Origin of the sequence: Lipingzhangella halophila (assembly GCF_014203805.1) — a bacterium.
Lineage (GTDB): Bacteria > Actinomycetota > Actinomycetes > Streptosporangiales > Streptosporangiaceae > Lipingzhangella > Lipingzhangella halophila.
In genome coordinates, this window is sequence record NZ_JACHJT010000002.1 from 802045 (window position 1) to 817213 (window position 15169).

A 15169-nucleotide genomic window follows, 5' to 3' on the forward strand; every position below is an offset into this window, starting at 1 on the left:
CTGGCCGTGATCGGGCGCGGCCTGCTCGGCGCGCCCGCCATCGGCATCGCCGCCGCGACCGGGTTCGCGGTGTTCTACGTGGGCGTCGTGATCACGCACATCCGCGCCCGGGTTCTCTACAACCTCTACTTCCCGGGCACCTTCCTCGCTCTGGCCATCGGTGCGCTGACCGTGGCGCTCGCGCGGTGAGCGCATGCCTGTGTCCGGCCGACGACTCTGGCGCCGCGAGCCGCCTCAGCGCAGACCGGCGTAGAAGGTGCGCACGTCGGCGGTGAAGAGGTCTGGAGCCTCGTGCGCGGCGTAGTGGCCGCCGCGGTCGTAGGTGTTCCAGGAGGTGATCATCGTGTGGTCGCGTTCGGCGAAGCGCCGGATGGACTGGAAGTCCCCGGCGAAGCCGGCCAGGCCGAGCGGAACCGTGGTCGGCTCCCTCGGCTCCTCGCCGGGGTGGGCGTCCTCGTAGTAGAAGCGCATCGCCGAGGCGGCCGTGCCGGTCAGCCAGTAGATCGCGATGTTGGCCAGGGCGAACTCGTCGCCGACCTCGTCGGCGAACAGTTGACCGTTCCAGCCGACCAGGCCGGCCGGGGAGTCCGCCACCGCGTGGGCGAGGGTCTGCGGCTGCTGCGCCTGGAGCTGGTTGAAGGCCGACATGTTCTCGTGGAACCACTGCAAGTGCTGCAGCGCCGCCATCTCCTCCTCGGTCATGCCCTCGAACTCCGCCGGGTCACCGGAGGGGAAGGAGAAGATCTGGGTCACGTGCACGCCGGCGACGTGCTCGGGGTCCACCCGCCCCACCTCCGGGGCGATGAACGAGCCGGCGTCGTTGCCGACCGCACCGTAGCGCTCGTAGCCCAGCCGCCGCATCAGCTCGGCCCAGGCGCGGGCCACCCGGTAGCGGTTCCAGCCGCGTTCGGTGGTCGCACCGGAGAAGGCGAACCCCGGAATCGACGGGATCACCAGGTGGAACGCCGAGCCCGGGTCGCGGCCGTATGCGCGGGGGTCGGTCAGCGGGCCGATGACGTCCAGGTACTCCACGATCGAGCCGGGCCAGCCGTGCGTGAGGATCAGCGGCAACGCGTCCGGCTCGGGCGACCGCACGTGCAGGAAGTGGATGTTCGCCCCGTCGATCTCGGTGGTGAACTGCGGATAGGAGTTGAGGCGCCCCTCCAGGGCCCGCCAGTCGAACTGCGAGCGCCAGTAGTCGACCCGCCGCCGCACCTGGGATACGGGCACGCCGTAGTCGCCGCCGGCGTCGGGCAGCTCCTCGGTCCAGCGGACTCGGGCCAGGCGGTCTGCGAGGTCGTCGAGGTCGCGCTGCGGGACGTCGACGCGGAAGGGGCGGATGTCGGCCGTGGTGCCGTTCGTGTTCGTCATGGTCAGCACAGTAGGCAGCGATTAGGAAGATTTCCTTCCTAATGATCCGCCAGACTTGAAATCATGCTGGAAACCTCTGCTCGCCTGCTCAAGCTCCTGTCCCTGCTGCAGACGCCCCGCGAATGGACCGGGGCCGAGCTCGCCGAACGCCTCGACGTCAGCGGGCGCACCGTGCGCACCGACATCGAGCGGCTGCGCACCCTCGGCTACCCGGTGCACGGCACCCGCGGCTCCACCGGCGGATACCGCCTGGAGGCCGGTGCCGCCATGCCTCCGCTGCTCCTCGACGACGAGGAGGCGGTCGCCGTCGCCGTGGGGCTGCGCACCGCGGCCGAGGGGTCGATGGCGGGAGTCGAGGAGACCGCACTGCGCGCCCTGGCCAAGCTGGAGCGCGTGCTGCCGTCGCGGCTGCGCCGCCGGGTGACCGGGCTGCGGGACTTCACCGTGCCGGTGCCCAGCGACTCCCCCGCCTCGCAGGTCGACGCGGACACGCTGCTCACGCTGACCGCGGCCTGCCGGGACTCCGAGCGGCTGCGCATGGACTACCACGATCACCGTGGAGCCGCCACGCTGCGGACCGTCGAGCCGCACCGGGTGGTCAACTGGGGCCGCCGCTGGTACCTGCTCGCCTGGGACCTCGGCCGGTCGGACTGGCGGACCTTCCGCGTGGACCGGATCGCCCCGCGCACGCCCACCGGGCCGCGGTTCACGCCGCGCGAGCTGCCCGAGGGCGGAGACGTGGCGGCGCACGTCTCCCGCGGAGTGTCCGCGGCGGCCTGGCGCCACCGGGCGCGGGTGGCGGTCGCCGCCCCGGCCGAGGTGGTCGCCGCGCGGATCAGCCCGGCGGTCGGGGTGGTGGAGGCGGTGGACGCCGGGTCCTGCGTGCTGGACACCGGGGCGGACACCCTGGAGACCCTCGCGGTGCACCTGGGCATGCTCGGCCTGGACTTCGAGGTGCACGAGCCCCCGGAGCTGGTGGAGCACCTGGACGCCCTCGCCGCCCGCTACGCCCGCGCGGTCGCCGGGGGCGGGGAGCCGGGTCCGGAGCCGGGTGAGGCGTAGCACCCCGGGAGGATGCCCGTGCCGTCGATGGCCCGTCGGCCGTCGGCACGGGGCCGGTCACGGCGTCGCGGCGAGAACGGTCTCAAGCACGGCCAGAGCGATCGGCACGACGCCCATCAGGAAGACGAAGAGCACGAAGGCCAGTCCGATCCACCTGCCTCCGCTCCTGGGAACGGCCGGGCCGGCGCGCATCATCCGCATTCGGAGGGGCATGGCCAACTCGGTAGCAGGGGGAGAGGGCGGTGGTTCCGCGACCTCGGCCCGATACTCTTCCGTCGACGCCACGTCGAGCTGGTCCGGAGGCGACACGGGGTCGACCCCGGGGATGGCTCGCGGCTCGGCCGACCAGGGCCGTTCGCGATGCTCCGAGGGCCGCAGTTCGGACTCCCGCGGTGGGCCTCGCCCTCCAGCAACACACGGCGGGCCTCGGTGAGGTGGCGGACGCGCTGTTCGGCCTGCTGGCGCAGGTCCAGATCCGCGGCGTTGGTACGGCGCTGCCACAGGAGCAGCTCACGGAGGATCGCCCGCTCGACCGCCGCACGCGGCGCATCCGTCGGCAGGCCCAGCGACTCGAAGTAGTCCACGGCGGGTGCCTCTTCCTTCGACCGGCGACGCTCAGTGTCGGACGCCGAGCCGCAGCGGGTGGTTCCCCCGAGCGGGGCTTGCGGTGTACGCGCCGCGGCACGGACCCCCTAACGCAGGGTTAGGGGTGAGCGTGAAGTCGGTGTAGCCCTGTTTCGGGTGTCCTGAGACCACACATTGCCATGGTCTACAACGGCAGCCTCTTTGGTCATGGCACACGAAATTGGCTCAATCGATAGGCACTTGACCCTGAGTAAGAGGAGAGGCGAATCTTGTAATCGCCCTGATCTATTGATGTACGAGAGCGGGGATCAAAGGCGTACTGCGCCAAAACCACTCAACCCGTCGCCGACAAAGAAACGGACGGCTGCCAACACACCACTCGGTTCTGCGGCGCGAGGAGGTCTGAAGGGCATGGGTACGAACAAGGTGGGAAAGGCCTATATTACCGAAAGGTATATACTCCACCCGCTGACACCGCGCAACCAGGAGGAGTTGGAGATCGCCGCCAAGGTGCCCTCCATCCTGGAACAAAGCACGAAGGAGCTCACCGAAAAGGGGCAATGGATCGCCCCTACCGGGTTCTCCTTGAACGAGGTTCGATACGGTGACTTCCCCCAAGACGAAGAATCGGCGCACCAGCGCGGGTGGCTCTCCTACATGAATGTGGGTGTGCCGCGCATCGAAGAGCGCAGCGACATCGAACAGCCCGCTCCCGACCTCATCTCCCTGCAGACCTATGTCAACGCGACCGACCCCGAACCCACCGAATGGGAGCACTCCGTCGAGTTCACGATCTCGAACACGATCAGCTGGTCGCTCCAGGGGCAGGTGCAGCTCACTTTCGGAGCGAAGACCATCGCGGAACTGCAGTCGCAGTTGCAGAAGAGCGTGCAGAGCAAGCAAGCGCTGAAGAAGACCGTGCTCAACAGCAAAGACCGCCAGGGCGCCGACATCGAGGACCTGGCGGAATCGACGAGTACGGCGACGGCCACGGGTACCGCCACGGGCACGGGGGAACTATGGGCGCAACTGATGCTCGGGATCACCGCCGAGGTCAGTGGTTCACTAACCACTTCGTGGACATCGCGGTCGACGCTAAGGGGCAGGGTCGGCAGCCGGGTGGATGTCAGGTCCACGCAGCGGCGCCAGGTGAAGCAATTCGACTACGAGTTCCCCATCGACTTCGGTGGGTATGTCGCCTTGTACTATCCCGAACCGGTATATGTCCGGGAGTCCCCTCCGCAGGACCGCCCCCCGAACTACTCCCATGTCGTCGCGAAGAAAATGAGCGATCTCGGTATTTCCGACGAAGGCAAGCCTTTCACTCAATACGGAGAAGCCGAGATCGTCTCCACCCTCGCGGGAGAGCACACCGTATTCGACTATGAGAGCCTCCACTATGAAGACCAGCCGCTCTACAAGGGATGACCGTACGTCCACCGAGGAGATCAAAGGGGAAAGCCGTGTCGTTCGAAAACATATTCAACGGCGGAGCGAATGAATCCGGCTCCGCCGAGCAGACTGCCCGAGACGTCCACACGAACATTCCCGGCGCTACGGACACCTCGCACATCGTGCGGCAGAAATCGCCTGAGGCGCTCACCGTCATGAACTACATCTCCTCCCTGTTCCAGAATAGCCAGGAGATGGCCGGCGATCAGCGGCAAGCCAGCCAGAACCCCGCCTCGACGGCTGGCATGGCGGCCTCGGCCAAGGGAGCGGCATCCGAGAACATGCACGTGACGATCAGCGAAGACGATCTGCCGGAGCCTCCAGAGCGGGCGGATCTTCCGGATAGGCAACGCCCAGAGCAGGAGGGGTGACGCACAAGCCACCCCGAGGGCAGGGGGCCGCTCAGCGGCCCCCTGCCGGGCACTTCCGCACACGCGGCCACCCCGGTCTTCCACGCCGTCGGTGTCGGTGAGGCGTGCGTCGTCGGGTGTCACGACGCGGCGGGGAATGATCGAATGATTGGAACAATGGCTTACGGGAATTGCTGCACCGGCCACGATGCGTGGACCTGAGCTGTTCCCAACATGACGGTGCAGGTCACGACGCCCACCTGCTCCGAAGGGCTGGGGGCAATAATCCCCTGGTAGATGGGTGCTCAACCACGATCACCGCTACCACCAGAGGCTCCGCCTGCTCGTCCACCCCGCCGGTATCGATGTGTCCAGCGCGGCCCCGCGCCTCCTGGCCGCCCGCCCGCATGAGAACCGCCAGGAGCGGGCACGCGGTGGCGGCGGTTGAACCCGGGACGCCAAACCCTGGCCGCCCCGGCCCCGGCCTCGCCCAGGCCGCCCGCACCGCATCGATGAAGGCCTCTCTGATCCTGGACGGAGTCCTGGCGCCCATCGACCGCGTCGCCGCCCGGCCTACCGATATCGGTGTGGTCAGCTCGGGTTAGCGCCATCGCTGCCCTCCTTCGCGGGCAACTGGACGTGAGTACAGGGTTCTGCGTCGGCATCGGCGAGTGCGTCAGGGTGCGGGACGACGATCAGGGCGTCTCCGAACCATCCCGGCAATCGCAAAGGGGCCGTCGGCATCGGCGGCGGCGCGCGGGCCGAGGAGAAGACCCCCGAGGTCGCCATCCACTTGCTCGTCTGCGCTGCAATCTCCTGGGGAGTAGGCCCACAGAGCCGCGAGCTGACGCAGCTCTGCCCCCTGTTGCTGTATCGCGGTGCTGCTGCCATGGGGACGTGGCAGGCAGCGATCAAGGCCGGCGACCGAGCGGGAAGGCCGGCCTGACGGGCAGCGTTGGACGCGGTATCGATGGTCTCGGGTGTGAGCAGCGGCGGTGGGGAATCGGCGACCGAATCGTCGTCACCTGCCGAGCCCGCGTCAGCACGCATGGAGAAGACGGGATCCCAGAGGTCGGCCAGGATCCGGTAGAGGCGGGGAATCGTGGGTGTGTGCGGCCTGCCCAGATACCCGCGCAACAGGGAGAAGAGACCCGCGGCGGCACCGCGGCCGCGTGTCAGCGCGGGCAGCAGAACGTACCCCTCAGCCGGTGGTAGCCGCCGTGGAAGTCCAACAGTACGGCGTCGGTCCACAGTCGGCGGATGATCGCGCACGCGGAGCGAAGGGATCAAGCACGTTCAGGCGATGATCGCGCTGGCGCGGCGGCGATCGCGACCGGCCTGGTCATGATGCTTCTGCTACCGGTGATGTTCTTGCGCAGCCTGGCCACCGACGGCCTCATCATCGCGGCGTCCAGTGCCCTGGTCGCCCTCACACCGCTGCCGGTGGTCCGGGCCGGCGGCCGCCCTATGCCGAAGTGCAGAGTGCGATCCCGCCCCAATAGGGATTCGGTGGCGGGCCGCCACTTGGTGTAATCGCGGTCTCCCCGAAGGGCGAAGCGCTTCCGCGCCGCCCGGGGATGCGCACCGTTCACCACTGGAAGGAACAACCCATCATGCGACACGGACTCGGGTCGATGACCCGACGCGGCACCGCCACCGCCGTCGCCGCGGGGCTCGCGCTCGGGCTGGCACAGGTCCCGGCCCAGGCCGACAAGGGAGGACCGCCGCGTTCCAAGGAGATACGCGCCCACATGGACGAGCTGGTTTCGTCCGAAGCGGCCACGGCCATCATCGCCCGCACCGGCGGCGGCAAAAAGGAGTGGAGCGGCAGCGCCGGCGTGTCCGATCTCGAATCCGGCGGCCCCGCCGACCCGGAGGGCCATTTCCGTATCGGAAGCAACACCAAGACCTTCGTGGCCACCGTGCTCCTGCAGCTCGTCGACGAGGGCGCGCTGAGCCTCGACGACCCGGTCGAGCGCCATCTGCCCGGCACGGTCCCCAACGGGGAGGCGATCACCGTGCGCCAGATTCTCAACCACACCAGCGGCCTGTACAACTACAGCAGTGTGCCCGGCTACGAGATCGGCAGCTGGCGCGGGGATGACCGGTTCACCACCTACCACCCGGAGGAGCTCCTCGGTGCCGCGTTCGAGAACGATCCCTACTTCGAGCCGGGCGAAGGCTGGCACTACTCCAACACGAACTTCATCGTCTCCGGGATGCTCATCGAACGTCTCACCGGCAACGCATACGGCGACGAGATCCGGGCCCGCATTCTCGACCCCCTCGACCTCAACGACACGAGCCTGCCCGGGACCGACCACACCCTTCCCGACCCGCACGCCCGCGGGTACACACCGGTCGAAGGCGAGGGTTACCGCGACGCCACCGAGTACAACCCCTCGATCGGCTGGGCGGCGGGCGAGATGATCTCCACAACCGCCGACCTCGGACGCTTCCTCACCGCGCTGCTCGGCGGTGACCTCATGAGCTCCGAGTCCTTGGAGGCCATGAAGGACACGGTCGACACCGGGGGCGAGGACAGCGCGTACGGTCTGGGCCTGATCGAGTACAAGCTGGACTGCGGCGAGAGCGTGTTCGGCCACGGAGGCACCGAGGTCGCCTACGTCAGCGGCATGACCCAGGCCGAGGACGGGCGGCAGTTCGTCTACGCGGCGAGCCTGCACAAGCTGGAGAACGCCCCGCCCGGCGCCCGGGACGCGCTGCTGGACGCGGCGTACTGTCCGCCGGATCACCCCGGCGAGGGGAAGCCGGGGCGGCCGGGGAAGTAGCGACCGTGTAGATCGTGCTCCGCCCGCGGTACCCGTGCCGACGTATCCGGTTGACGTGCCTGGTTCCCAGCACGCTGTCTGGGAGGCTGCGGAGGATTGTGGCCCTGTGGCTGCGGCCGCGGGGCCGCGATCGTGTGCATGCGAGGAGAGAGGACCAGCACGAGATTGTCTACAAGGCGCTGATGCACAAGTCAGTGTGCGGCTTGTGACAGGCCATGGGGGCTCGGTTTCCGCGGCATCCGCGGGGATGCCTGGCCGGAAGCCGTGCGGATGAGAGGTGGCGGACTTCCCGGTTCCGGTGTTTGTCGGTGTGGTGGCGGCTTGGAGGTGCGGGGGCGGGACCTCAGCGGTGGTCGGGGCATGAGGCATCGCGGGCTTTTCCGCCGCGGAGGGCTCTTCGAGGCCGAGATGAGCGAGAATCCGGTTGGCGGCACCTTGGGGGCGCTTGAGGGCTGGACGGGCCGCACGGCCACCGCCGGCCCGGTACGTGAGGTGATCCGCGCCCGGTGTGCCGAGGAAATGCGGGGGGCGGCCAGCCGACCGGCCCGCGCCCGAGTACACACGGGGCACTCACATACGAGTGGACGATGACCGCTGCGGTGCTTCGGTGAGTATGTGTCGCCAGCGGCGGGCCCGGTCCGTGATGTCGTTGGTGACCTGTTGGTGGAAGCGGCTCAGCGCGTATAGGCGGGCGCCGGCCGGTGTCGTGGAGCCGAGGAGGTCGGCTCCCTGGCGAGCGGTGTCGGCGAGCTGGTGGTTTCGCTGAGCGCTGGCCAGCAGTGCCTGGAACCACGCGTCGGGATCGACGACGTAACGTTCGGCCCGTCGCCGAGGGACGTGTTCGCGTCGGATTATCCCTTGCCCTTCAAGGTGTCCGATGGCCTTGGAGACCGACGCCGAGCTGACCCGCAGGTGCTGCCCGAGCTCCACCGCGGTCAGGGATCCTTCGTCGGTGGTGTGCAGGGCGGCGAGCACCCTCGCGGGCATGCGGGACAGTCCGGTGTGGACGAGGGTTGTGGCCAGTTGCTGCTCGAAGGCGCGGACGGTTTCCGGGGTGTGGCGGCCTGGACTCGTTGCGGGTTCCGGGGCGGGTTTGCGTCGGCGCGCGCGCCGTTTCGTGGCTCGGTGGGCCAGGTCGGGGTCGTAGCCGGCGGGACCCCCGTTACGTGTGATCTCGCGGCTGATTGTGGAAGTCGGCCGGGCCAGCCTGCGCGCGATCTCGGCGTAGCCGAGCCCGTCGGCCAGGCCCGTGGCGATGACTCGACGGTCTCGGCGAGTGAGCCGCGTACCGGGCATCGTGGTACACCTCCGTATTGCAATAAAAGTCTAACCGACGCAACGATTTAGTGCGGTTGACCTGCAGAATAGTAACTCGAATCGAAAAGCCCGCTTTTGAAGAAATAAGTAATGCACTATTAGGCTGCGCTCGTTCTCAACCACCGAATGTGATCCCAGGGGGATTCGCGTGGTGCTTCAACAGCAGCTCGACCGCGTAGTGGCCGAGGAAGGTGTTCCGGGCATCATCGCCGAAGTCCGCACCGAAGACGGCGACACGTGGTTCGGCGCGGCCGGAGTCGGCGACATAGAGACCAAGAAGCCGCGTCGCCGCGAGGAGCACTTCCGCATCGGCAGCGCCACCAAGACATTCACTTCTACCATCACGTTGCAGCTCGCCGCGGAGGGACGGCTAAGCCTGGACGACTCGGTGGAGAAATGGCTCCCCGGTCTGGTCCGGGGACACGGCAACGACGGCAGTGCGATCACCATCCGGCAACTGCTCGCCATGACCGACGGCTTGTACCTCTACTCGATGGAGCCCGAGCTGGTAGCCGCCGAGACCGGTCCGGCGTTCCTGGAGCATCGCTACGAGCGCTACCGGCCCGAGGATCTCGCCAGGGTCGCCTTGTCCCATCCGCCCGCGTGCGCGCCGGGGACGGGCTGGCGATACAACAACACCGGCTACATCCTCGCCGGGATGATCGTCGAACGAGTCACCGGACACTCGTTCGCCGACGAGCTCCAGCAGCGCATCGCCCAGCCACTCGACCTGAAAGACACTTACCTGCCAGGCGACGAGACCACCATCCGCGAGCCACACGCGCGCAACTACACGACCGCTCTGCTCACCGAACCGGGCAGCCCCGTCTACGACGCCACCGAACTGCACCCGTCCAAGGCATGGACCGCCGGTGGCATGGTCTCCTCGCTCGGCGACCTCAACCGCTTCTTCGGCCTCCTCTTCGGCGGTCGGCTCCTCCCGCCCGAACAGCAACAGGAACTGCTGACGACTACCTCCACCGAGGGCGCCGGCTGGCTCCCGAACACGCGATACGGCCTCGGCATCTACACCGAAACCCTGCCCAGCGGCATCACCGTATGGGGCAACGGCGGCGCGATCACCGGTACGTGGACCCTCTCGCTGGGCACCAAGGACGGCCGCCACCGCCTGACGGCCAACCTCAACGGCGACTGGGGCAACCTGCTCGGCGCCTTCACCCAGCTCGCGGAGACCGCGTTCGGCCGCTAGACGATTTTGACTCCGTATGGATCCAGTGCTCGCAGACGGCTGCAGGGTGTCGATGATCAGCGCTGCTCCCCCGAGCTGATCATGGCGACCTGGTGGACGCTGACCTGGACACTCTGCTGACCGCGCTGTACCACTCCACTGATGACCGGCGACCGCCTGGCAGGGTCGGATTTGAACGGTCACGGCCGCCCGTCGGCCGTGACTGGGAAGGCCGCCGTCAGGTCTGTCCGGCGGGGCGGATCAGGTCGGCGAGCGCGTCCAGTTGATGCGGGTCGGCCAGCGCCGAACCGACCGCGACCGCGTGGGCGCCGGCGGCGAGGTAGTCGGAAGCGTTACGGGCGTCCACGCCGCCCGTCGCCACCAGATGGATCTGGGGAAACGGCCCGGCCATGGCCGAGAACCATCCGGGGCCCAGGGACGCGGCGGGAAACGCCTTGAGCCAGGTGACGCCGTGTGCCAGCGCGGACTGGATCTCGCCGGCGGTGGCCACCCCGGGCAGGTGCGGGATGCCGGCCTCGGCCGATAGCCGCATCACCTGCGGGTCGAAGCCCGGTGCCACGGTGAAAGCGGCGCCGGCCCGCGCCACGGCCTCCACCTGCTCTGCGGCGATCACCGTGCCGGCCCCGACGCGACGGCCGCGCTCGGCCGCGGCGGCGGCCGCGGCGCGCAGCGACGGCAGGGCGTCGGGGGTCTGCACCGGGACCTCGACCAGGTCGATGCCGAGGTCCCAGGCGCGGCGGGCGTAGGCGACGGTCTCCTGTTCGGGCATCCCCCGCAGGATGGCCATGACGTGTTGGTCGGCGAACAGCTCGGCGAAGCCTCCACCCCCATTGGAGGCAGGGGTACGGTCGGGGTTCTCCGGAGTCGATGGCATGGGGGCGGTTCTCCTTCGTGTCAGGCGATCAGGGCCAGTGGCGGTTCAGGTGAGGCGCAGGGCCGTCCACTCGGGCTCACTGAGTGCGAGCATGCGCTCGCACTCGTCGCGCACGGGGAACGCGGCGAGGTCCCGCACGCTTTGCAGGGTGGAGCCGGCCAGGATGTGCCCCAGCCGCAGGCGGTCGCGTACGGGGCGCCCATCGAGCAGCCCGGACAGGAATCCGGCGGCGAACGCGTCGCCCGCGCCGACCGCCTCCACCACCTTCACGTCGAGAGCTGGCACGAACGTGCTCGCCTCTGCGGTGAAGCAGGTGGCCCCAACGTCGGCGTCCTTGACCACCAGACAGGCCGCATCGGGGAACAGGGCCCGCACCGCATCAGGGCGGTCCGTTCCCCAGAGGGTCTTGGCCTCGTCCAGCCCGACGAGGATGATGTCGGCCGCTCCGGCCAACCGGGAAAGGGGCGCGGCCGCGTCCCGCCGGCTCCACAGGCTCGGGCGGTAGTTCACGTCGAAGACGACGGTGGGCCGCCCTTCTGGTGGACGCTCTGTGACGAGTCGTTCCACCAGCGCGGCGCACGTTGCCGACAAGGCCGGGGTGATCCCCGAAAGGTGGATCAGTCGGCTGGTGCTCGCCCACCCGGCGTCGGCTACTTCCGGCCCCATCGCGGCCGCCGCCGAACCGGACCGGTAGTAGTGCACCCGCGTCCCCGAGTCCACGGGGTCCTTGAGGTACATGCCGGTCGGACGGTGGGGGTCGACGCGCACCAGCCCGGTGTCAACGCCGTGGGACACCAGGGTGTCGGTGACGACCCGGCCGAAGGGGTCGGCACCCACGCTGCTCACCCAGGCCGCCCGGTGGCCACGGCGGGCCAGCCCGCAGGCGACGTTCGACTCGGCGCCGCCGACCTCCATGGACAGCTTGGGGCGCTGCGCCAGCGGTGTCCCCGAGTCGGGGGTGAGCAGGACCATGGTCTCGCCGACGCAGACGGCGTCAAAGCGCTCCCGTGCGGGTTGGTCGGGCAGCGTGGGTACGCGTGACATGGGGACGTGTCTCCTTGGCCGTTCAGGGCAGGGCCGGATGCTCCGCGGATCGACGATGCCGCGCTAACGCTCCTCGCCGACCGGGGCGGGCTCGGGCCGCTGCGCCGCCCGGCGGGTGGCCAGCTTCGTCGCGACGACGGCGACCGCGATCAGCAGCAGGATGGCGATCGGGATCGGCCGCGCCAGCCAGTCCAGGCTGCCCCCGGAGATGATCAGGGACAGGCGCAGGTTGGACTCGGCCATCGGGCCCAGGATGAGCCCGATCACCATCGGCGCCAACGGGTAGCCGCCGCGGGTCAGCGCGAAACCCAGTGCGCCGGCAGCCAGCGCTATGCCCACGTCCACCAGGCTCAGCCGCAGAGCGAAGGCGCCCACCAGCGACACCATGATCACCGCCGGCCACAGCAATGCGGTCGGGGTGGCCTTGAGCATCGGCCACAGGCGGATGCCCAGCAGACCCAGCGGCAGGATCGCCAGGTAGGTCAGGATCAATCCGAGCATGGTGCCGTAGATCAGGTCCGGCGACCCCTCGAAGAGCTGCGGGCCGGGCTGGAGCCCGTGCACGGTGAGAGCGCCGATAAGAATCGCGGTGACGCTGTCGCCGGGGATACCCAGCACCAGCGTCGGGGCCAGGGCACCGGATGTGGAGGCGTTGTTGGCCGACTCCGCGGCGGCGACACCGCTCGGCTCCCCCTTGCCGAAGCCGCTCCGCCGGGACCAGCGGCGCGTCTCGTTGTAGGCGAAGTAGGAGGCCACATCGCCGCCGGTGCCCGGCAACAGGCCGATGAAGAAGCCCATCAGGGAGGAACCGCCCGTGGCCGGGCCCAGCCGGCGCAGCCACCGCGGGCCCAACGTGAACCGGCCGACCGGGGGAGGCTCGGCTCGGCCGCCCTGCTCGGTCCCGGCGATTTGGGTGAACGCCTCTGAGATGCCGAAAAGCCCGATCAGCACAGCGATAAAGGGGATCCCGGCCGTAAGCTCGGTCGTGCCGAAAGTGAACCGGGGGAACCCCTCGATCGGATCCATTCCCACCACGCCTATGGCCACCCCGAGCATGCCGCTGAGCAAGCCGCTGGACAGCTTCCCTGCGCTGATCGAGGCGATGACCGCCAGTGCCAGGACGGCGACCATGAAGTACTCGGGTGGTCCGAAGACCAGCGCCACCGACGCCAGCTGCGGAGCGAACAATGCCAGCAGCACGGTGCCGACCAGCCCACCCACCACCGAGGCCACAAGGGAGACCGTCAGCGCCTGACCGGCCTTGCCCTGGCGGCTCATGGGGTAGCCGTCGATCACAGTGGCCGCGGCCGAGGGCGTGCCCGGAGCCCGGAGCAGGATCGCCGGGATCGAACCGGCGTAAAGGGTCCCGCCGTAGACACCGACGAGCAACATCATGCCGGGCAGCGGATCGAGGCTGAATGTCACCGGCAGCAGCAGAGCGACCGCCATCGTGGCGGTCAGCCCGGGAAGAGCGCCGCAGACGAGGCCGATGGCGACGCCCAGCGCGATCATGGACAGCGCACCGACGCTGAGGACCGCGTCCAGCCCGATGAGCCAGTCGTTCATACCAGCATCGCCTCCAACGGGCCGGCGGGCAGCTGCAGTTCAAGGGCCCACACGAACAGCGCGTAGACGATCAGCGGTGTCGCGACCGCGTAGACGCCGATCCGCAGCCACCGGCGTTCACCAGCCAGCAGCGCGCCCCCCACGAGCAGGGCAATCGCACCGAGAATGAAACCGACCCAGGACATCGCCCAGACGGAGAAGATGCCGACCGCCAGCATGCCGAGCACCGGCAGCACCGGGCCGGTCCGGTCCTCGTCCTGCTCCGCGGGTGCGGGCCGGAACACGCGTATCACGCCCAGAACCACCAACGTCGCCGCGATGAGCAGCGGGAACAGTGCGGCCCCGGGGTCGCCGCGCTGCGTACTGGAGGGGAACCCGAGGGCGGTGGCGGCGATCGCCACAGCCACCACGATGGTGCCGCAGGCGACACCGAGGTCGGCGCTGCGTTGGCTACTCATTCCCCGCACCGCCCATGGTCTGGCCAAAGTGCTCGTACTCCGCATCCATGAACGAGTCGAACTCCTCGGCGCCCCGGTACCTCACCCCGAAGCCGCCCTTCTCCATGAACGAGGTGAACGCCTCGGAGCGGGCCGCCTCGTTGAAGCACGTTTCCAACTCGGCAACGGTTTCCTGTGGTGTGCCCTCCGGGACGGCCACCCCGCGCCAGGTGCCGGAGATCCAGTCGATGCCCTCCTCACGCAGGGTCGGGGTGTCCGGAAGGAAGCTCAGTCGTTCCTCACCCATCACGGCGAGGCTGTTCAGCTCACCGGACTCGACCTGGGCCCGGACCTCGGCACCGGAGACGGTGGTCGCGTCCACCTGACCGCCGAGGACGGCGGTGATGGCCGGTGCCGCTCCCTCGAAGGGCGCGTAGGTCATCTCCACGCCCTCTTCCGCGGCGAGCCCTTTGGCGGCGGCCTCCCAGATCGAACCGGCGCCGGAGGTACCGATCGTGGCGCCCGCTCCGCGGTCCGCTGCCTCGATCACGTCGTGCACCGAGTCGTAGTCGCTGCCCGCGTCCACGGTGAGCGCGGCGGGGTCGAAGTTGTACTGGAGGACGCCGTCCATGTCGTCCGGCGTCACATCGGTCACGCCCCGATGCGCCAACATCGCGACCTCCGCCGTGACGATGCCGAGCGTCGACCCGTCCGGGTCGGCGTCGGCGGCGGCCTGGAAGCCGATGGCTCCGCCGGCGCCCTCCTTGTTGCTGACCACCGTGTTGAATCCGCAGGTCTTCTCGGCCGCCGTGGCGAGCTGGCGGGCGGTCTGGTCGGTGCCTCCGCCGGCGGCGTAGGGCACGACAATCTCCACCGCGCCGCCCGAGCCGGAGCCGCCGCTGGCCGCCGGTCCGCATCCCGCGGCCAGCAGGACCAGGGGTGGGATCAGGGCGAGCTTACGCGTACGCATCCCTGTCCTCCGTGAAAGCTTCGTAGGCAAGATCGAGTAAGATTAATATGGCGTTTCAAAAATCGTCAATGGCGCGGAAGGCCCTCCATATCGGTGCGGACCGTGCGTGTGACCGGCGGCGCGGCCGCGGTTCTAGGGT

At 69.0% G+C, this 15169-nt stretch carries 14 protein-coding genes; 6 read left to right on the forward strand and 8 right to left on the reverse strand.

Annotated features, from left to right (window positions below):
• Positions 1 to 6 precede the first annotated feature (6 nt).
• Positions 7 to 189 (forward strand): DoxX family protein, encoded by a 183-nt coding sequence (locus tag F4561_RS30770; RefSeq protein ID WP_184585190.1) that lies wholly within the window; start codon positions 7 to 9, stop codon positions 187 to 189.
• Between the two features lie 45 nt (positions 190 to 234).
• Here F4561_RS30770 and F4561_RS30775 read toward each other — a convergent pair whose 3' ends face one another.
• Positions 235 to 1371, reverse strand: a complete 1137-nt coding sequence (locus F4561_RS30775) for an epoxide hydrolase family protein (protein ID WP_184585191.1) — start codon at positions 1369 to 1371, stop codon at positions 235 to 237.
• A gap of 63 nt (positions 1372 to 1434) precedes the next feature.
• Between F4561_RS30775 and F4561_RS30780 the strand changes: the two genes are divergently transcribed.
• On the forward strand, positions 1435 to 2433 hold the full coding sequence (locus F4561_RS30780; RefSeq protein ID WP_184585192.1) for a helix-turn-helix transcriptional regulator: 999 nt from the start codon (positions 1435 to 1437) through the stop codon (positions 2431 to 2433).
• A gap of 57 nt (positions 2434 to 2490) precedes the next feature.
• Here F4561_RS30780 and F4561_RS30785 read toward each other — a convergent pair whose 3' ends face one another.
• Entirely contained in the window at positions 2491 to 2646 is a 156-nt protein-coding gene (locus tag F4561_RS30785; protein ID WP_184585193.1) for a hypothetical protein, read from the reverse strand.
• Between the two features lie 783 nt (positions 2647 to 3429).
• Between F4561_RS30785 and F4561_RS30790 the strand changes: the two genes are divergently transcribed.
• The 3 genes from F4561_RS30790 to F4561_RS30800 all read left to right on the forward strand — a co-directional run bounded on the left by F4561_RS30790 (position 3430) and on the right by F4561_RS30800 (position 7612).
• Entirely contained in the window at positions 3430 to 4446 is a 1017-nt protein-coding gene (locus F4561_RS30790; RefSeq protein ID WP_184585194.1) for a gluconolaconase, read from the forward strand.
• A 35-nt stretch (positions 4447 to 4481) separates the two neighbouring features.
• On the forward strand, positions 4482 to 4841 hold the full coding sequence (locus F4561_RS30795) for a hypothetical protein (RefSeq protein ID WP_184585195.1): 360 nt from the start codon (positions 4482 to 4484) through the stop codon (positions 4839 to 4841).
• Between the two features lie 1592 nt (positions 4842 to 6433).
• Entirely contained in the window at positions 6434 to 7612 is a 1179-nt protein-coding gene (locus F4561_RS30800) for a serine hydrolase domain-containing protein (RefSeq protein ID WP_221446396.1), read from the forward strand.
• A 570-nt stretch (positions 7613 to 8182) separates the two neighbouring features.
• On the opposite strand, the gene F4561_RS30805 is transcribed toward F4561_RS30800, so the two are convergent.
• A complete protein-coding gene (locus F4561_RS30805; protein WP_184585196.1) occupies positions 8183 to 8908 on the reverse strand; it encodes a GbsR/MarR family transcriptional regulator in 726 nt (241 codons plus the stop codon).
• Positions 8909 to 9077: 169 nt separating this feature from the next.
• Here F4561_RS30805 and F4561_RS30810 point away from each other — a divergent pair, with 169 nt between their 5' ends.
• Positions 9078 to 10139 carry a serine hydrolase domain-containing protein gene (locus tag F4561_RS30810; RefSeq protein ID WP_221446397.1) on the forward strand — a complete coding sequence of 354 codons (1062 nt, stop codon included), beginning with the start codon at positions 9078 to 9080 and terminating at the stop codon, positions 10137 to 10139.
• 217 nt (positions 10140 to 10356) lie between these two features.
• Here the strand turns inward: F4561_RS30810 and F4561_RS30815 are convergent, their stop codons facing one another.
• The 5 genes from F4561_RS30815 to F4561_RS30835 all read right to left on the reverse strand — a co-directional run bounded on the left by F4561_RS30815 (position 10357) and on the right by F4561_RS30835 (position 15030).
• Positions 10357 to 11013, reverse strand: coding sequence for a bifunctional 4-hydroxy-2-oxoglutarate aldolase/2-dehydro-3-deoxy-phosphogluconate aldolase (locus tag F4561_RS30815; protein ID WP_184585197.1), 657 nt, complete (start codon positions 11011 to 11013; stop codon positions 10357 to 10359).
• Between the two features lie 45 nt (positions 11014 to 11058).
• The gene (locus tag F4561_RS30820; RefSeq protein WP_184585198.1) at positions 11059 to 12057 is read right to left on the reverse strand and encodes a sugar kinase; all 999 of its coding nucleotides are present in this window, start codon (positions 12055 to 12057) and stop codon (positions 11059 to 11061) included.
• Positions 12058 to 12120: 63 nt separating this feature from the next.
• Positions 12121 to 13623: a tripartite tricarboxylate transporter permease gene (locus F4561_RS30825; RefSeq protein WP_184585199.1), complete on the reverse strand. Its 1503-nt coding sequence runs from the start codon at positions 13621 to 13623 to the stop codon at positions 12121 to 12123.
• The gene (locus F4561_RS30830; RefSeq protein ID WP_184585200.1) at positions 13620 to 14081 is read right to left on the reverse strand and encodes a tripartite tricarboxylate transporter TctB family protein; all 462 of its coding nucleotides are present in this window, start codon (positions 14079 to 14081) and stop codon (positions 13620 to 13622) included. Before F4561_RS30830 ends, F4561_RS30825 begins: the two co-directional genes overlap by 4 nt.
• Positions 14074 to 15030, reverse strand: a complete 957-nt coding sequence (locus F4561_RS30835; RefSeq protein WP_184585201.1) for a tripartite tricarboxylate transporter substrate binding protein — start codon at positions 15028 to 15030, stop codon at positions 14074 to 14076. Before F4561_RS30835 ends, F4561_RS30830 begins: the two co-directional genes overlap by 8 nt.
• Positions 15031 to 15169: the final 139 nt, after the last annotated feature.